The 15,675-nt window shown below is 71.1% G+C and carries 17 protein-coding genes and 2 tRNA genes; 17 read left to right on the forward strand and 2 right to left on the reverse strand.

The genetic code is table 11. The annotated features are described in order from the left end of the window. Positions 1-69 precede the first annotated feature (69 nt). Together rfbD and OG285_RS24295 are read left to right on the forward strand one after the other, a co-directional pair. Positions 70-954 carry a dTDP-4-dehydrorhamnose reductase gene (gene rfbD / locus OG285_RS24290; RefSeq protein ID WP_371792189.1) on the forward strand — a complete coding sequence of 295 codons (885 nt, stop codon included), beginning with the start codon at positions 70-72 and terminating at the stop codon, positions 952-954. Between the two features lie 171 nt (positions 955-1,125). Continuing rightward, positions 1,126-1,920 (forward strand): class I SAM-dependent methyltransferase, encoded by a 795-nt coding sequence (locus OG285_RS24295; protein WP_371792190.1) that lies wholly within the window; start codon positions 1,126-1,128, stop codon positions 1,918-1,920. Positions 1,921-1,998: 78 nt separating this feature from the next. Here the strand turns inward: OG285_RS24295 and rfbC are convergent, their stop codons facing one another. Continuing rightward, entirely contained in the window at positions 1,999-2,592 is a 594-nt protein-coding gene (gene rfbC, locus OG285_RS24300; RefSeq protein WP_356825775.1) for a dTDP-4-dehydrorhamnose 3,5-epimerase, read from the reverse strand. 383 nt (positions 2,593-2,975) lie between these two features. On the opposite strand from rfbC, the gene OG285_RS24305 reads away from it, so the two are divergent. The 6 genes from OG285_RS24305 to OG285_RS24330 all read left to right on the forward strand — a co-directional run bounded on the left by OG285_RS24305 (position 2,976) and on the right by OG285_RS24330 (position 9,353). After that, positions 2,976-4,187, forward strand: coding sequence for a glycosyltransferase family 2 protein (locus OG285_RS24305; RefSeq protein ID WP_371792191.1), 1,212 nt, complete (start codon positions 2,976-2,978; stop codon positions 4,185-4,187). Between the two features lie 15 nt (positions 4,188-4,202). Further along, the gene (gene proB / locus OG285_RS24310) at positions 4,203-5,330 is read left to right on the forward strand and encodes a glutamate 5-kinase (RefSeq protein ID WP_356825771.1); all 1,128 of its coding nucleotides are present in this window, start codon (positions 4,203-4,205) and stop codon (positions 5,328-5,330) included. Between the two features lie 155 nt (positions 5,331-5,485). After that, complete coding sequence (locus OG285_RS24315) at positions 5,486-5,971, forward strand: hypothetical protein (RefSeq protein WP_356825769.1); 486 nt, start codon at positions 5,486-5,488, stop codon at positions 5,969-5,971. Between the two features lie 91 nt (positions 5,972-6,062). Further along, positions 6,063-7,346, forward strand: a complete 1,284-nt coding sequence (locus OG285_RS24320; RefSeq protein WP_356825767.1) for a glutamate-5-semialdehyde dehydrogenase — start codon at positions 6,063-6,065, stop codon at positions 7,344-7,346. Positions 7,347-7,411: 65 nt separating this feature from the next. Then, positions 7,412-8,074 (forward strand): hypothetical protein, encoded by a 663-nt coding sequence (locus OG285_RS24325; protein ID WP_356825765.1) that lies wholly within the window; start codon positions 7,412-7,414, stop codon positions 8,072-8,074. A gap of 136 nt (positions 8,075-8,210) precedes the next feature. After that, entirely contained in the window at positions 8,211-9,353 is a 1,143-nt protein-coding gene (locus OG285_RS24330) for a hypothetical protein (protein WP_371792192.1), read from the forward strand. Here OG285_RS24330 and OG285_RS24335 read toward each other — a convergent pair. Beyond that, complete coding sequence (locus OG285_RS24335) at positions 9,322-10,455, reverse strand: M48 family metallopeptidase (protein ID WP_356825761.1); 1,134 nt, start codon at positions 10,453-10,455, stop codon at positions 9,322-9,324. The genes OG285_RS24330 and OG285_RS24335 overlap by 32 nt on opposite strands. Before the next feature lie 115 nt (positions 10,456-10,570). Here OG285_RS24335 and OG285_RS24340 point away from each other — a divergent pair, with 115 nt between their 5' ends. The 9 genes from OG285_RS24340 to OG285_RS24380 all read left to right on the forward strand — a co-directional run bounded on the left by OG285_RS24340 (position 10,571) and on the right by OG285_RS24380 (position 15,600). Further along, entirely contained in the window at positions 10,571-10,714 is a 144-nt protein-coding gene (locus OG285_RS24340) for a hypothetical protein (RefSeq protein WP_203600251.1), read from the forward strand. Positions 10,715-10,795: 81 nt separating this feature from the next. Further along, entirely contained in the window at positions 10,796-10,957 is a 162-nt protein-coding gene (locus OG285_RS24345) for a hypothetical protein (protein WP_356825759.1), read from the forward strand. A gap of 46 nt (positions 10,958-11,003) precedes the next feature. After that, positions 11,004-11,600, forward strand: coding sequence for a nicotinate-nucleotide adenylyltransferase (gene nadD / locus OG285_RS24350; RefSeq protein ID WP_356825757.1), 597 nt, complete (start codon positions 11,004-11,006; stop codon positions 11,598-11,600). Between the two features lie 19 nt (positions 11,601-11,619). Next, positions 11,620-13,407: an LCP family protein gene (locus tag OG285_RS24355; protein WP_371792193.1), complete on the forward strand. Its 1,788-nt coding sequence runs from the start codon at positions 11,620-11,622 to the stop codon at positions 13,405-13,407. Positions 13,408-13,563: 156 nt separating this feature from the next. Further along, entirely contained in the window at positions 13,564-14,022 is a 459-nt protein-coding gene (rsfS, locus tag OG285_RS24360; protein WP_356825753.1) for a ribosome silencing factor, read from the forward strand. After that, positions 14,019-14,672, forward strand: a complete 654-nt coding sequence (locus tag OG285_RS24365) for a histidine phosphatase family protein (protein ID WP_356826005.1) — start codon at positions 14,019-14,021, stop codon at positions 14,670-14,672. The genes rsfS and OG285_RS24365 overlap by 4 nt, the downstream gene beginning before the upstream one ends. 125 nt (positions 14,673-14,797) lie before the next feature. Continuing rightward, positions 14,798-14,870: transfer RNA gene (locus tag OG285_RS24370), tRNA-Ala, on the forward strand. A gap of 338 nt (positions 14,871-15,208) precedes the next feature. Next, positions 15,209-15,442, forward strand: a complete 234-nt coding sequence (locus tag OG285_RS24375; RefSeq protein WP_018103228.1) for a hypothetical protein — start codon at positions 15,209-15,211, stop codon at positions 15,440-15,442. An 85-nt stretch (positions 15,443-15,527) separates the two neighbouring features. Further along, a tRNA-Ala gene (locus tag OG285_RS24380) sits at positions 15,528-15,600 on the forward strand. The last annotated feature ends 75 nt before the right edge of the window (positions 15,601-15,675 follow it).

Genomic DNA, 15,675 nt, shown 5'->3' on the forward strand with positions numbered 1-15,675 from the left:
CGGCCGGCACCTCGGGTAGCGTCGGCCAGGGCCCGGACGGGTGCGACGGACATAGAGAACAGGTGAGACATGAGCGGCGGTTGGCTGGTCACCGGGGCAGGCGGGATGCTCGCCCGGGACCTCCTCGCACGGCTGGCGGACGACGGCACCCCGGCGGCCGGACTGGACCGCGCGGCGCTCGACATCACCGACCCCGCGGCCGTCCGCGGCGCGCTGGCGGAGCACCGTCCCGCAGTTGTCGTCAACTGCGCGGCCTGGACCGCGGTCGACGACGCCGAGTCCGCGGAGGAGCAGGCGCTCGCCGTCAACGGCACGGGCCCCCGGGTCCTGGCCGAGGCGTGCCGGGAGACCGGCGCCGTGCTGCTCCAGATCTCCACGGACTACGTGTTCGCCGGTGACGGCACCCAGCCGTACGCGGAGGACGCCCCGGTGGCCCCGCGCAGCGCGTACGGCCGCACCAAGCTGGCCGGCGAGCAGGCCGTGCTCGGTGTGCTGCCCGAGCGCGGGTACGTGGTGCGCACGGCCTGGCTGTACGGGGCGGGCGGCGGCAACTTCGTCCGGACGATGGTGCGGCTGGAGGCGGTCAAGGACACCCTGGACGTGGTGGACGACCAGTGCGGCCAGCCCACCTGGACCGCCGACCTGGCGGATCTGCTGGTGCGCCTCGGCACGGGCGCCCTCGCGGGCACCGCGCCCGCGGGCGTCTACCACGGCACCAGCGGCGGTGCGACGACCTGGTTCGGGCTCACCCGGGAGATCTTCCGGCTGCTGGACGCGGACCCGGCGCGGGTGCTGCCCACGACCAGCGAGGCCTTCGTACGGCCCGCGCCGCGTCCCGCGTACAGCGTGCTCGGCCACGACCGCTGGGCGGCCGCGGGCATCGAACCGCTCCGCGACTGGCGGCTCGCGCTGGCCGACGCGTTCCCGGCGCTGGTCGCCGCCGAGCGCTCCTGATCCCCCGGCGGGGGGTGGTGTGCGCCGATTCCGTAAATGTTCTGCTGCCCTCCGGGGGCGGCCCGGCCAATGGAGATGTACCTCAGCACCGAGGCTTTCACGTCCCGGCGCTCATGAGGTACCTTCGCCGGGGATCGGACCAGTCGTTATTTCCGACGAAGGGCGCTCCCTGTGAACCGTCATGAATTCCTGCGCGGCATCCATCGCGTATACCGTCCCCGCACCTATTTGGAGATCGGGGTCAATGACGGGCGCAGCCTGGCGCTTTCCCGGGTACCTTCCATCGCCGTCGACCCCGCATTCAAGGTCGTGACATCGATCAGTTGTGACGTGCATCTGGTCAAGCAGACGAGTGATGCGTTCTTCGCCCGCAAGGACCCGCTGCTGCACCTCCGGCCGGGACGCAACCCCTTCCGGGCCCTCGCCCGCAGGGACCCGCTGGGGCTGCTGGGCGCCGACCCCCGCCTGGAGCTGTCGTTCATCGACGGCATGCACCTCTTCGAGTTCGCCCTGCGCGACTTCATGAACGTCGAGAGGCACGCCCGCTGGAACAGCGTGATCGTCCTGGACGACATGCTGCCGCGCAACGTCGACGAGGCGGCCCGCGACCGGCACACCGGGGCGTGGACGGGCGACGTCTACAAGGTCGCCGAGGTGTTGCGGCGGTTCCGCCCCGACCTGCTGGTCGTCGAGGTGGACACCAAGCCGACCGGCGTGGTCGCCGTCTTCGGCGCCGACCCGTCGAGCACCGTACTGAAGCAGAACTACGACGCCATCCTCGCGGAGTACGTCACCGAGGACCCGCAGGACGTCCCGGAGGAGGTGCTGGCGCGCAAGCGCGCGGTGGCCCCCGAGGCGCTGCTCGGCGCGGGCTTCTGGTCCGGTCTCGTCCGCGCCCGCAACCTCAGCCGCCCGCGCTCGGCCTTCCCCGGTCTGCGCCGGCAGATCGAGCGCGTCACGGGCTGACCACGCGGGACCGGACGGCGATCAGCCGCGCCCTGTCCGGGGCGCGCCGGCCCCCGTCCGGTCCCGCGCGCGGCGGGGTCAGCCGCGTAGCTTCTCGGCGTACGCGAGGCAGTCCGCGTACGACGGCAGCAGCCCCTGGGCCTCGGCCTCGGCAAGCGTCGGAGCCACCGCGTCCTTGTCGGACAGCAGCGGGGTGACATCGGCCGGCCAGTCGATGGCCAGCTCGGGGTCGAGCGGGTGGATGCCGTGCTCGCGCTGCGGGGCGTACCCCTCGGAGCAGAGGTAGACGAGGGTGGCGTCGTCCGTCAGCGCCAGCAGGGCGTGGCCGAGCCCCTCGGCGAGGTAGACGGAGCGGTGGTCCACGTCGTCGAGCCGTACGGCCTCCCACTTCTTGTACGTGGGTGAGCCGACCCGGATGTCGACCACGACGTCGAGAATGGCGCCGCGCACGCACTTGACGTACTTGGCCTGGCTCGGCGGCACGTCGGCGAAGTGGATTCCGCGCAGTGTGCCCCTCCGGGACACCGAGCAGTTGGCCTGGGCGAGCCGCAGACCGTGGCCGACGGCCTCGGACAGATCGGGCTCCTTGAACCACTCGTGGAAACTGCCGCGGCTGTCCGGAAAGACCTTCGGCTCGTGCACCCAGGCTCCCTCGATGGCGAGCTGCCGCATCAGATCACGTCCTTGTCTGCATTTTCCGCTGCCGGGACATCAGGAATCTGTGGGGAATCTGTGGGGATTTCCCAGGGACCGGACGGGGGTAATTCCCGCGGGGCCCGCAATTCGGCCCTCCGCCCGCCCGGCCCCACTCGGCGCGCTTTGTGCCGCGCCGCTTCGCCATGCCGGAGAGCCGTCCGCCGGGCGGTGATTGTATCGGATGCGGAGTAGCAGCCTCCGGCTGCCCTGCTGTAGGGGGAATGTAAAAATTTCAGAACCGAGGGCGGCCGGTGGCGCCCCCAAGGGGTGTGATACCGCCGCACCGTGTTCGAACTCGGCGAATATCAGTACCGCCTGTGAGGCAACCGTGAGCCGCATTTCACAGTCTTACTGATGTGATGAGCACAAGTGAGCCCGACGTGACCGTTGTCGTCGGTGCCTATGAAGCAATGCCGTACCTCGTGAAGTGCCTTGAGTCCGTGGAGGCCCAGACCCTGGGCGCGGAACGGATCGAGATCGTCGCCGTGGACGACGGATCGACGGACGGCACGGGGGAGTACCTCGAAGAGTTCGCCGCCAGGTCGGAGATCCGCACGACCGTCGTCCGGCAGAAGAACTCCGGGGGCCCCAGCGGACCGCGCAACGTCGGTCTCGGGCTCGCTCGCGGCCGCTATGTGTTCTTCCTCGACGCGGACGACTACTTCGGCGAGGAGGCGCTCGAACGCATGGTGGCGATGGGTGACCGCGCCGGTACGGACGTGGTGCTCGGCAAGGTCGTCGGCGTCAACCGCGGTGCGCCCAAGTCCATGTGGAAGAAGACCGTCGAGCGCGCGGACGTCTTCGACTCGCAGATCAAGTTCACCCTGAGTGCCCAGAAGCTCTTCCGGCGCGCGCTGCTCGAACGCCTCGGGATCACCTTCGACGAGGGCCTCAAGACGGGCGAGGACGCGCTCTTCACCCTGGAGACCTATCTGCGCGGCGGCGGAGTGTCCGTCATCTCCGACTACACCTGCTACTACCTGGTGGGCCGCGACGACGGCAAGCACGTGACGAAGAGTGGCAGTTACCTGCTGCGGTTCGACTCGGCGCGGGCCCTGATGGGGCTCATAGCCCAGTACGTCCCGCCGGGGCCGCAGCGCGACAAGCTCATGGTGCGACCCTTCGTGGTCACCCTGCTCCCGCAGTTCGGCCCCGGCTTCCTCAAGCAGTCCGCCGAGGTCCAGCAGAAGCGGATGGACCTCGCGGCGCCGCTGATGGCCGCGTACTGGAACCCCGGCGTGGCCAGGAGACTCAAGCCGGCCGAGCGGCTGCGGCTGCACTGCGTCGCGCTCGGCCGGACCGACCTCCTCACCGGCGCCCTCACCGAGCTCAAGAAGGGCAAGCAGCCCGAGCGGGTCGGGCGCGGCCTCAACGGCACGTACCACCTTGCCCTGCCGTACTTCAGGGACCGCTCCGCCGGCATCCCCGACCACATCTACGCCGTGCCCTGCCGCCCGCTCTGGCGGCGGCTGCCCGCGGCGGGACGCACCCGGCTGCGCAGGCTGCGCAAGTGGGCCGCGGCCAACCCTGTCCAGCGCGTGGAATCCCCGAGCGCGGGCGGACGCGGCTGACATAGATTCGGCCGTGTGACAGAGGCAAGGCAACTCGTAACGGAAGCCCGCAGGATCGTCGTGAAGGTCGGATCCTCCTCCCTCACGACCGCGGCCGGCGGGCTCGACGCTGACCGGGTGGACGCCCTCGTCGACGTACTGGCCAAGGTCAGGAGCGGCGGCGAGAAGGAGGTCGTGCTCGTCTCCAGCGGAGCCATCGCCGCCGGTCTCGCCCCGCTGGGCCTGGCCCGCAGGCCCAAGGACCTGGCCAGGCAGCAGGCCGCCGCCAGCGTCGGCCAGGGGCTGCTCGTCGCCCGGTACACCGCGTCCTTCGCGCGCTACGGGGTCCGGGTCGGGCAGGTGCTGCTGACCTCCGACGACACCAGCCGCCGGGCCCACTACCGCAACGCCTACCGGACCCTGGACCAGCTCCTCGCCATGGGCGCCCTGCCGGTCGTCAACGAGAACGACACGGTGGCCACGGACGAGATCCGCTTCGGCGACAACGACCGGCTCGCCGCCCTCGTGGCCCATCTCGTCCGGGCCGACCTGCTCGTCCTGCTCTCGGACGTCGACGGGCTGTACGACGGCGACCCGGCGAAGCCGGGCACCCGCCGGATCGCCGAGGTCACGGGCCCCGACGACATCGCGCACGTCTCCATCGGCTCGGCGGGGAAGGCGGGCGTCGGCACCGGCGGCATGGTCACCAAGGTCGAGGCCGCCAGGATCGCCGCCGCGGCCTCCGTCCCGGTCGTGCTGACCTCCGCGTCGCGCGCCGCCGACGCCCTCGCGGGCCGGGACACCGGCACGTACTTCCACCGCACCGGCCGCCGCTCGGCCGACCGGCTGCTCTGGCTCCAGCACGCGTCGACCCCCCGGGGCGCGCTCACCCTGGACGACGGCGCGGTGCGGGCGGTCGTCGAGCGGAACTCCTCGCTGCTGCCCGCCGGAATCGCCGCGGTCGAGGGTGAGTTCAGCGCCGGGGACCCGGTGGAGCTGCGGGACACAGCGGGCCGCACCGTCGCCCGCGGCCTGGTCAACTTCGACGCCAAGGAGCTCCCCCAGCTGCTCGGCCGCTCCACCCGGGAGCTCGCCCGGGAACTCGGTCCGGCCTACGAGCGGGAAGTCGTACACAGAGACGATCTCGTTGTCATGGTCCCCTGAAACGGCTGAAACACCAGCCTTTCAGCAGGGACCTTCGGGAAAACCGTCACGCGCCGGGCGCCGGGCTGGTCAACTTTGTCCCGGGAGCCCGCTCCCGACCACTGCCCGGCCCGTCACCGCGGGGCAGACGCCGCAACGCACACAGGAGGCCGCCGGTGAGACGAGCCCGTCCCGGGGCACCGTCCCGGGGAACCGGGGAGCGGACCCTGACGAGTGTCGGCGCGGGGGCCGGCTTCGACGAACGCCCGGAAGCGGACGCGCACGGGGAACAGCGCCCGCAGCCCGGGGAGGAAGCGGCCCTGTCGAAGCTGTGGCACATCACCCTGAGCGTGTCGGGCCGTCCCGCCCCGCTCAAGGAGGTCAGGCGCGGTCTCGAACAGCTCGCACATGACCACCCCTTCCTGCTGACCAGCCGGTACGCCGACGACCACGCGGAGATCCGCTACTGGGAGGAGGCGCGGGACCTGCACGACGCCGCAGCGGTGGCCCTGCGGCTCTGGGGCGAGCACCGCTCCACGTCACAGCTGCCGCCGTGGGAGATCGTGGGCCTGGAGGTCATCGACCGTGCGACCTACCACCTGCGGATAGCCGAGGGATACGGCCCGCCGCCGGCGGCACCGGTAGGGGTGCATCCCTACTGACCGTCCCCGGGGAGCCGCCCGCGAGGCCCCTGCCGTCTCGGAGCGTGGGATAACGGACGGACGCCCGCAGACCGCGCATTAGTCTGCGGGCATGACCTCGCTCTCCCCGCTCTCCGACCAGTCCCCGGTCATTCAGGCCGCCTACCGGTCCCGCGCCGCCGCGGCCGACCTCGCGCCCCTGCCGCGCGCGGCCAAGGACGACGCGCTGCTGGCCATCGCCGACGCGCTCGAAGTGCGTACGTCCGAGATCGTCGGGGCCAACGCCGAGGACGTCGCGAAAGCCAGGGCCGCCGGCGCCGCCGAGACGGTCATCGACCGCCTCACCCTCACCCCCGACCGCATCCGCGCCATCGCCCGGGACGTACGGGACGTCGCGGCGCTGCCCGACCCGGTCGGCGAGGTCGTACGGGGCTCGACGCTGCCCAACGGAATCGACCTGCGCCAGGTGCGGGTGCCGCTCGGCGTCGTCGGGATCATCTACGAGGCCAGGCCCAACGTGACCGTGGACGCCGCCGCGCTCTGCCTGAAGTCGGGCAACGCGGTGCTGCTGCGCGGCTCGGCCTCCGCGTACGCCTCCAACACCGCGCTCGTGCGGGTGCTGCGCGACGCTGTCGGGGGCTCCGGACTGCCGGCCGATGCCGTCCAGCTCGTACCGGGGGAGTCCCGTGAATCCGTGCGGGAGCTGATGCGTGCCCGCGGCATGGTCGACGTGCTCATCCCGCGCGGCGGGGCGTCCCTGATCCGTACCGTCGTCGAGCAGTCCACCGTCCCGGTCATCGAGACCGGCACCGGCAACTGCCATGTGTACGTGGACGCGCAGGCCGACATCGACATGGCGGTCGCCATCCTCGTCAACTCCAAGGCCCAGCGGCCCTCCGTCTGCAACGCGGCCGAGACCCTCCTGGTCCACCGGGACATCGCGGACGCGTTCCTGCCGAGGGCGCTCGACGCACTCGCCGAGGCGGGCGTGACGGTGCACGGCGACGAGCGGGTGCTGGAGCACGCCGCCGGGACCAAGGCGACGGTCGTCGAGGCGACCGCGGACGACTGGGAGGCCGAGTACCTCTCGTACGACATCGCGGCCGCCGTCGTCGACTCGCTGGACGCGGCCGTCGCGCACATCAGGCTGTGGACATCCGGCCACACCGAGGCGATCGTCACCACTTCGCAGGCCGCGGCCCGCCGCTTCACCCAGCTGGTCGATTCCACGACGGTCGCCGTCAACGCGTCCACCCGGTTCACCGACGGCAGTCAGTTCGGATTCGGTGCCGAGATCGGGATCTCCACGCAGAAGCTGCACGCGCGGGGGCCGATGGGGCTGCCCGAGCTGACCTCGACCAAGTACATCGTGACAGGGGACGGTCACATTCGGTGACCCTCTGGGGGGTCGGCTTCGTACTCTCCCTGCCCAAATCCCCCCGCCGGGTCTACTCTGATGGCGTGCCGGACGACGTGGGGGGCAGGCCGTTCCAGGACGGCTGGGAGCCTGACGACGACCGCGGAGGAGCGGACGAGGAATTCGCCTCCGTGGTCTTCGGCGAGGACTTCGTCAGGGCCGCCACCATCCACGAACCGACCGCGGTCGAGCGGCTGCTGGCCGCCGCCGAGGCGCGCGCGGAGGCCGAGGCCGCCAGGGCGCGCGCGGGCGGCCCGGGCGGCGAGGACGACCACTTCGACGAGTACGACGAGTTCCTCCGCCAGAACGCGGGGGAGTACGGCCTGCTGTACGGGCCGGGCGGCGCCGGTGGGTACGGCGTGGGGCCCGACGACGGAGAGAGCGGCCCCTACGGGCTGCACGGCGGCGTTCTGCGCCCGTACCGCGGCCGGGCCCGCTGGCACCGGCCGGTGGCCTGGCTGCTGGCCCTCGTCATGGGAATCGGCATGGTGGCGCTCGCCTTCGCCGCGGTCTACCGCGGAGCGTCGGCCAGCAGGCAGGACCAGGTGCCCGCCCCGGTGACGACCGGGGTCGGCGCCGTGCCGGGCGGCGCGGGCGTCACCCGGCCGTCACCGTCGCAGTCGCGGTCGGTCCCGGCGGGACACACGGCCAGCGGCGCGGTGGGCCATTCGGCCCCACCTGCCTCCGTGCTTCCGCGCACTCGCTGACCGCGGCATCCGGCCGCCCGGAGCGCCCAGAGGCCCACGGCTGCCGTGCCGCCGCGTGCGGACGGTGTGCGGGCCGCCCGGAAGTTGTCCCGTACGGGGGCGTTTAGGCAGCCCCGCCACGACCTACTCTCAAGGTATGGCGGGGCGCGATGAGCCGCCCGAGGGGACACCCGAGGGCCTGCCCAGCGGTGGCGAGGACGAGTACCGGTCCGTCGTCTTCGACGAATCGTTCATCAGGGCTGCCCGGCTCCAGGAGTTCTCCGCGCAGGAGCGGATGGGCCGGCACGCGCGGGCCGTCCGTAGCCGCTCCGGATGGCCGGGCCGGGGCCCCGGGCGCCTGCTCGTCGCGATGGCGCTGCTGGTCCTGGCCTTCGGCGCCGCGGTCCTCATGGGCATCCACCACCCGTACCGGCCGCCGGAGACTCCCCGCGCCGAGCCGCTGCGCACCACGGTCGTCCCGCTCGCGCCGCGGGACGCGGTGCCGGGCGGGACACCCGCCGAACTCTTCGCGCACAGCCCGGCCGCCGCGTTCCGTACCGGCGCCTCGGGGGTGAACCTGCCCGGGGCGCGGGGCACCGCGCACTTCGCGTACAGCGACGTGCTGGCGGCCCTGAAGATCGCCCAGCAGTACGTCGTGACGTCGTCGCTGGATCCCTCCGTGCTGATGGGCGGCCCGGTGGAGAAGGTCAGGGACCTGATCGCCCCCGAGCAGTACCCGCAGTTCGACCGGAGCCTGGCCACGCCATCGGCTGACGGCCGCCACGCGGCGACCGGCTGGCTGGTCCGCTTCGACCCCGCACAGGTCGCCCTGGCCGGCTCCGAGGTGCGGGTGGCGGGCGTCCTGCGGTACGCGGAGGCCGCGGACCGGACGCTGGAGGTCATCGCGGACCACACCTTCGTCTACCCCCTCAGGCCGGCCGGTCCCCGGACAGCGACAGCCGGAGCCGGGACAGCCGGGGCCCAGACAGCCGGGGCCCAGACAGCCGGAGCCGCGACGGCGGACGGCGCCTCGCTGTTCACCGTCCGCCGCGAGGTGCACTTCCGCTTCGGCGCCGAGGACCTGCGGCTTCACCAGGCGCAGGTGACGCTCGCCGATGTCCAGGCCGGGCCGCAGAGCTGCACGGCGGACGCGGTGAACAGACTGCGCCCGCTGCTCGCGGGGCAGCACGCGGCCGGTGGCGGTCCGGCCGGCACCGATCCGTACACGACCGGGCAGCCGCCCACCTCCCTGTGCGGGACGCTCGCCGCTAGCTCGCAGCCGGTCCTTCCGAGCCGTTAGGGTCCTCGCCGCTGCCGTCGTCCGCGCCGCTCCCGCCCTTCCCGGTGTCGCCCTTCGCGCCGCCCGCTCCGCCGCCGGTGAACTTCCCGCGCAGCTTCCCGCCCAGGTCGCCCGCGCCGCCCGCGATGTCGCCCACCAGCTTCATCAGTGGGTCCTTGCTGGTGCGCACCGTGTCGGCGTAGTGCGAGGCGGACTCACGGAAGGAGTCGCCGACCGACGTGTCCTTGTCCTCGTCACGCCGGGGGTAGTGCCCGTCCATGATCCGCTGGAAGTCCCGGCTCTCCGCCCACTTCTTCAGCTCGGCGGCGCGCACGGTGGTGAACGGGTGGCTGCGCGGCAGCACGTTCAGGATCTTGAGCACCGAGTCGCGCAGGTCGCCGCCTGCCTCGTACTCCTCGGCCTGCTCCAGGAACGCGTCGACGTTCATCTCGTGCAGGTGGTTACCGCCGGCGATCTTCATCAGGCCGCGCATGGAGGCCCGGAGGTCCTGGCCGACGAGGAGCCCGGCCCGGTCCGCGGACAGCTCCGACTTGCGGAACCACTCGCGCAGCGCCGTCACCAGCGCCATGATCGCCACATTGCCCAGCGGGATCCAGGCGACCTTCAGCGCGATGTTGGTGAGGAAGAGCAGGATCGTGCGGTACACCGCGTGGCCGGAGAGCGCGTGCCCCACCTCATGGCCGACGACCGCGCGCATCTCCTCCTCGTCGAGGAGCTCGACCAGGCCCGTGGTGACCACGATGATCGGCTCGTCAAGCCCGATGCACATGGCGTTGGGCTGGGGGTTCTGCGTGACGTACATGGCGGGGACCTTCTCCAGGTCCAGGAGGTAGCAGGCGTCGCGCAGCATGACGTGGAGGTGCTCGAACTGGGCGTCGCTCACCCGCACCGAGTCGGAGAGGAACAGGAGTCGCAGACTGCGCTCGGGGAGCAGCCCGCTGAGGGCCTTGAGGACGGTGTCGAAACCGGTGAGCTTGCGCAGCGCCACCAGCGCCGACCGGTCCGCCGGATGCTCGTACGCGCGAGAGGAGATGCCCTCGAAACGCCTGCGCCGCCTGCCCGGCACGTTCTCGTGACTCTTCTCGTGACCGCTGTCTGTCATGAATGTCCCCCTGCCTTCTGTCTTCGAGCCCTGCTCGTCCCCCTGGCGGGCCCCAGCGTATGCGGTGGGGCTACCGTGTGGCGGGGGTCCTACACCGATAAGGAGCGAACCCGTCATGCCGGACGCGACCACACTGCTCGCCGCTGCGACGAACCAGCAGGGGCCGGGCGACACCTTGCGGGTTCTGCTGGTCGTCCTGCTTGTCGGGGCTGTCCTGCTCGCCTGGTTTCTCCTGCGCGGATATCGCGACAACGACTGAGTCGGCGTGAGCGTGCCCGGGGGGCCCGCATACGATGTCCGCGAAGCCCCCGCTCCGACTCCCGGATAGGTCCTGCTGACCATGAGCCTCCACAGCACCGCTGCCAGCCTCGCCACTCTCGCCTCAGAGAGCGGACACGGCGGCAACCACCCCAGCCTCAGCCCCTACCTCACGGGCGGCGGTGCGCTCTTCGCGCTCCTGCTGCTGCTGTGGATCACCACCCGCTTCAACCGCGACCGCTGACCCGGGGCGCGGGCGGGTAGGTGGCGGCCCAGTAGGGTCTGCACGCATGGGAGAGCAGAAGAGGCGTCTCGGCGTGATGGGCGGGACATTCGACCCGATCCACCACGGACACCTGGTGGCCGCCAGTGAGGTGGCCTCTCAGTTCCAGCTGGACGAGGTCGTGTTCGTACCGACCGGGCAGCCGTGGCAGAAGAGCCACAAGGTCGTCTCCCCGGCCGAGGACCGCTACCTGATGACGGTCATCGCGACCGCGTCCAACCCGCAGTTCTCGGTCAGCCGCATCGACATCGACCGCGGCGGGCCGACGTACACCATCGACACCCTGCGGGATCTGCGCGACCTCAACACCGACGCGGATCTCTTCTTCATCACCGGTGCCGACGCGCTCTCCCAGATCCTCACCTGGCGGAACGCCGAAGAGCTGTTCGCACTCTCCCATTTCATCGGCGTGACCAGGCCGGGCCACGTCCTGACGGACGACGGCCTGCCGGAGGGCGGTGTCTCCCTGGTGGAGGTGCCCGCCCTGGCGATCTCGTCGACCGACTGCCGCGCCCGGGTCGAGCAGGGGGACCCGGTCTGGTATCTGGTTCCGGACGGTGTGGTGCGCTACATCGACAAGCGCCAGCTGTACCGCGGCGAATGAGCCGTGGAGAGGGGCACCGTTGAACGACCGACAGAACCCGTACGTTCAGTACGACCAGTACGACCAGTACGGGCAGCCGATGCAGCTCGTCGGGTACGACGAGTACGGGCAGCCGGTGTACCAGCAGGTGCAGCCGCAGCATGAGCAGCAGCAACACCAGCCTCAGCAGCCCACGCAGCCCCAGCAGCAGTACGACCCGTACAGCGGGCAGCACCAGCAGGCTCCGGGGTACGGGTACGACCCGTACGCGCAGCAGCAGCCCCCGCCCGTGTCGTACCAGAACCAGGGCCAGGGCCAGAACCAGGGCCAGGGCTACGACTACGGTGCCGGGCAGACCGGGCAGCAGCCCGCGGTGGACACCGCCCAGCAGTGGATCCCGCAGCAGCAGAGCCAGGAACCGCAGACCCAGGCCCCGCAGGGTCGGTCCCCCCATCCGCAGTCCCAGCCCCCGCAGCCCCCGCAGCGGCCCGGGCAGCCGCAGGGTGAGGAGCCTCCGGGGGAGCGGCCGCAGCGGCCCGTTCCCGGCCAGCGCCGTCCCGTCCCGGGCGACGGCGAGTACCAGACCGAGCAGTTCTCCTTCATCGAGGAGCCCGACGAGGACTCCGAAGACGTCATCGACTGGCTGAAGTTCACCGAGAGCCGCACCGAGCGGCGCGAGGAGGCCAGGCGCCGGGGACGTGCCCGCGTCGTCTCCCTGGTCGTCGTGCTGGCGCTCGTCGTCGCGGGCGGTGTCGGATACCTCTGGTACGCGGGCAAACTGCCCGGGATCTCCGGATCGGGAGACGGCAACGACATCGCCTCCGGGGCGCAGCAGCGCAACGCGATAGTGGTCCATCTGCACAACACGAAGAGCGGCGGCACCTCCACCGCGCTGCTCGTCGACAACGTCACCACCGGCAAGGGCACCACGCTCCTGCTGCCCAACTCCCTCGCCGTGTCGAACGACGACGGCACGGCGACCACACTCGGCAAGTCCGTGGACGACGACGGATCGGACGGCACCAGGGACGCGCTGGACACCCTCCTCGGAGCCAAGATCGGCGGCACCTGGCGGCTCGACACCCCGTATCTGGAGAACCTGGTCGAGCTGGTCGGCAATATCGACATCGACACCGACATCGACGTACCGGACACCAAGAAGGGCGCCGAGCCCGTGGTGCACCGGGGCAAGGACCAGACGCTGAGTGGCGAGATGGCGGTCGCGTACTCCACCTACCGCGCGCCCGGCGAGCCCGAGGCGAAGCAGCTGGAGCGGTTCGGGCAGGTCATGCAGGGCGTCCTGAAGAAGATCTCGGACGACCCGCAGGCCGCGACGGCCACCGTGAAGAACCTCGCGCAGATCCTGGACCCGTCCCTGACGGACAAGGACCTGGGCGCGTCCCTGGCCAAACTCGCCGCACACGCCAAGAAGGGCGACTACAGCACGGAACTGCTGCCCGTACGGAGCGACGGCACGCTCAGCCCGCAGGCCAGCACCAATGTGGTCAAGGACGTCCTCGGCGGCTCGGTGAAGACGCCCGACCAGGGCGGTGCCCTGAACGTGGGGATCACCAATGCCAGCGGCCGGACGGCCGCGACGGAGAGCGCCAGGATCGCCCTCGTCAACGGCGGCTACTCCGCCGTGGTCGGCGGAACGGCGAGCGTCACCGCGTCGTCGCAGGTCACCTACAGCGACCCGGCGCAGAAGGCCAAGGCGGATGAGGTCGCGAAGACGCTCGGGCTGCCGACCGGATCGGTCCGCAAGGGCAAGGCGGCAGCGAACGCGGACGTCACCGTGGTGCTCGGCCAGGACTACAAGGTCACCTAGGGCCTTTCGTCTGGATCAGGCCGGGCTCGCGGGGGCCCGGCCCGCGCTTCCCCAAGGCCCTGGGCCCCGCATACGGCCCGGGCGACAAGAATTGCGGGACCGTCGGCGGTCCGTGAGACCCTTGGTGTTTCCACGACCGCCGACGAAAGCCTGCCAGTGACCGCCACGGACCGTTCCATCGAGCTCATCAACGCCGCCGCCCAGGCGGCCGCCGACCGGCTCGCGCACGACATCACCGCGTACGACGTCAGCGATGTGCTGTCGATCACCGACGCCTTCCTGCTCGCATCCGCGCCCAACGACCGCCAGGTCAAGTCGATCGTCGACGAGATCGAGGAGCGGCTGAACAAGCAGCTCGGCGCCAAGCCGGTCCGCCGCGAGGGCGACCGCGACGCCCGCTGGATCCTGCTCGACTACGTCGACATCGTCGTCCACGTCCAGCACAGCGAGGAGCGCGTCTACTACGCGCTGGAGCGGCTCTGGAAGGACTGCCCCGAGATCGCCCTGCCCGAGGACGCCGTCAAGACCCGCGGCAAGGCCGAGGAGCACGCCCGGCTCAACGGCATCGAGGGCACTGACGGCGCCGACGCCGACCTGGACGGTGAGCTGCACTGAACGGCACCACGGGCGGCCGTGGCCGCCGCATCGTTCTCTGGCGGCACGGCCAGACCGCCTGGAACCTGGAGCGCCGCTTCCAGGGCTCCACGGACATCGAGCTGACCGAGACCGGCATCGGCCAGGCACGCCGGGCCGCCCGGCTGCTCGCCTCGATGAAGCCCGACGCGATCGTGGCATCCGACCTCAGCCGGGCGGCCACCACGGCCGGTGAGCTCGGGGCCGTGACCGGCCAGGACATCACGTACGACGCCGCCCTGCGCGAGACGTACGCGGGCAGCTGGCAGGGGCTCACCCACGACGAGATCATGGCCCGCTTCGGTGAGCAGTACGCCGCGTGGAAGCGCGGGGAGCCCGTGCGGCGCGGTGGCGGCGAACTGGAGTCCGAGGTCGCCGACCGGGCCGCCCCGGTGGTCCTCAGCCATGCCGACGCGCTGCCCGACGGCGGGACGCTCGTCGTCGTCAGCCACGGCGGCACCATCCGCACCACGATCGGCCGGCTCCTGGGCCTGGAGTCGCGTCACTGGGAGAGCCTGGGCGGGCTCTCCAACTGCTGCTGGTCCGTGCTGGGCGAGGGCGCCCGCGGCTGGCGGCTGCTGGAGCACAACGCCGGGACCCTCCCCGAGCCGGTCCTCGGCGACGACGACTGAGGCCCCTGCGAATTGAGCACGCCGAGGCGCGTCCGGGCGGATTTCACTTTCCGGCTGGTCGCAGGCTAAAGTTCTTCTTGTTCGCGCCGCAGGACGCAGAGAATGCAGCGAGCGAAGCGAACAGCGGGGCTATAGCTCAGTTGGTAGAGCGCCTGCATGGCATGCAGGAGGTCAGGAGTTCAATTCTCCTTAGCTCCACAGTCGGAAGCTCCGGAGCCGGAGCAACCAGAAATCCCGTCCCCTTCTGGGGGCGGGATTTTTCGTCCACCCGGCCCCGCTCCCGCTCGTCCGCCCGACGTCGCTGCCCCTCTTGCGGGGTCATGGCAGAATCGGAGCGCCGGAGGGACGCCGGCCCGGAGGGAGGGGAGAGCGCGATGCCCGCGAGCATGCTCGATCGCGATCACCTCGATGCCCTGGCCGAAGGGGCGAAGGCCCGCACTCGTCCCCACCGCGGCGCCTCGCTCAACTGCCCCCCGCCGACTGTCCGTCCGGCCTGTCCCGACTGCCCGCCCCGCGGCCACAGCTGGAGCTGACTGATGGGTGCACACAGGAGGAAATGTGACTGGTGCGGCAGTGGTACGCCCATCGTCAGGGACATGGATCCGGTCAACGCCGACTACCAGTACTGGTGCGAGGAGTGCGCGCGGGCGCTGATCATAAAAGGCGACCCCATCGAGACCTACCGTGAGCTGGAGGGGGAGCCGATCTACGGCCGGCTCCTGGAGGAGCACTGCACGCTCAAGCGCTTCTACTCCTTCGCCACCGCCTGACCCCGGAACGGATTTGGCGGAGCAACGGGGGACCGGTAATGTTGGCGGAGCCGAGGGGGCGACCCCATGGAACGGTGGACAGCACGGGGCTATAGCTCAGTTGGTAGAGCGCCTGCATGGCATGCAGGAGGTCAGGAGTTCAATTCTCCTTAGCTCCACAGTGACACCTCGTACGAGGTGGGCGGAAGCGGGTCATCCGAATCGGGTGGCCCGCTTCCGCGTGTGCCTGCGGC

Origin of the sequence: Streptomyces sp. NBC_01471 (assembly GCF_041438865.1) — a bacterium.
GTDB lineage: Bacteria > Actinomycetota > Actinomycetes > Streptomycetales > Streptomycetaceae > Streptomyces.

Bases quoted from the DNA above. Each gene is read 5' to 3' on its own strand.
- rfbD (WP_371792189.1), top strand. From the start codon at position 70: ATGAGCGGCGGTTGGCTGGTCACCGGGGCAGGCGGGATGCTCGCCCGG.
- rfbC (WP_356825775.1), bottom strand. From the start codon at position 2,592: ATGCGGCAGCTCGCCATCGAGGGAGCCTGGGTGCACGAGCCGAAGGTC.
- OG285_RS24305 (WP_371792191.1), top strand. From the start codon at position 2,976: ATGAGCACAAGTGAGCCCGACGTGACCGTTGTCGTCGGTGCCTATGAA.
- OG285_RS24320 (WP_356825767.1), top strand. From the start codon at position 6,063: ATGACCTCGCTCTCCCCGCTCTCCGACCAGTCCCCGGTCATTCAGGCC.
- OG285_RS24330 (WP_371792192.1), top strand. From the start codon at position 8,211: ATGGCGGGGCGCGATGAGCCGCCCGAGGGGACACCCGAGGGCCTGCCC.
- OG285_RS24335 (WP_356825761.1), bottom strand. From the start codon at position 10,455: ATGACAGACAGCGGTCACGAGAAGAGTCACGAGAACGTGCCGGGCAGG.
- OG285_RS24340 (WP_203600251.1), top strand. From the start codon at position 10,571: ATGCCGGACGCGACCACACTGCTCGCCGCTGCGACGAACCAGCAGGGG.
- OG285_RS24345 (WP_356825759.1), top strand. From the start codon at position 10,796: ATGAGCCTCCACAGCACCGCTGCCAGCCTCGCCACTCTCGCCTCAGAG.
- nadD (WP_356825757.1), top strand. From the start codon at position 11,004: ATGGGAGAGCAGAAGAGGCGTCTCGGCGTGATGGGCGGGACATTCGAC.
- OG285_RS24375 (WP_018103228.1), top strand. From the start codon at position 15,209: ATGGGTGCACACAGGAGGAAATGTGACTGGTGCGGCAGTGGTACGCCC.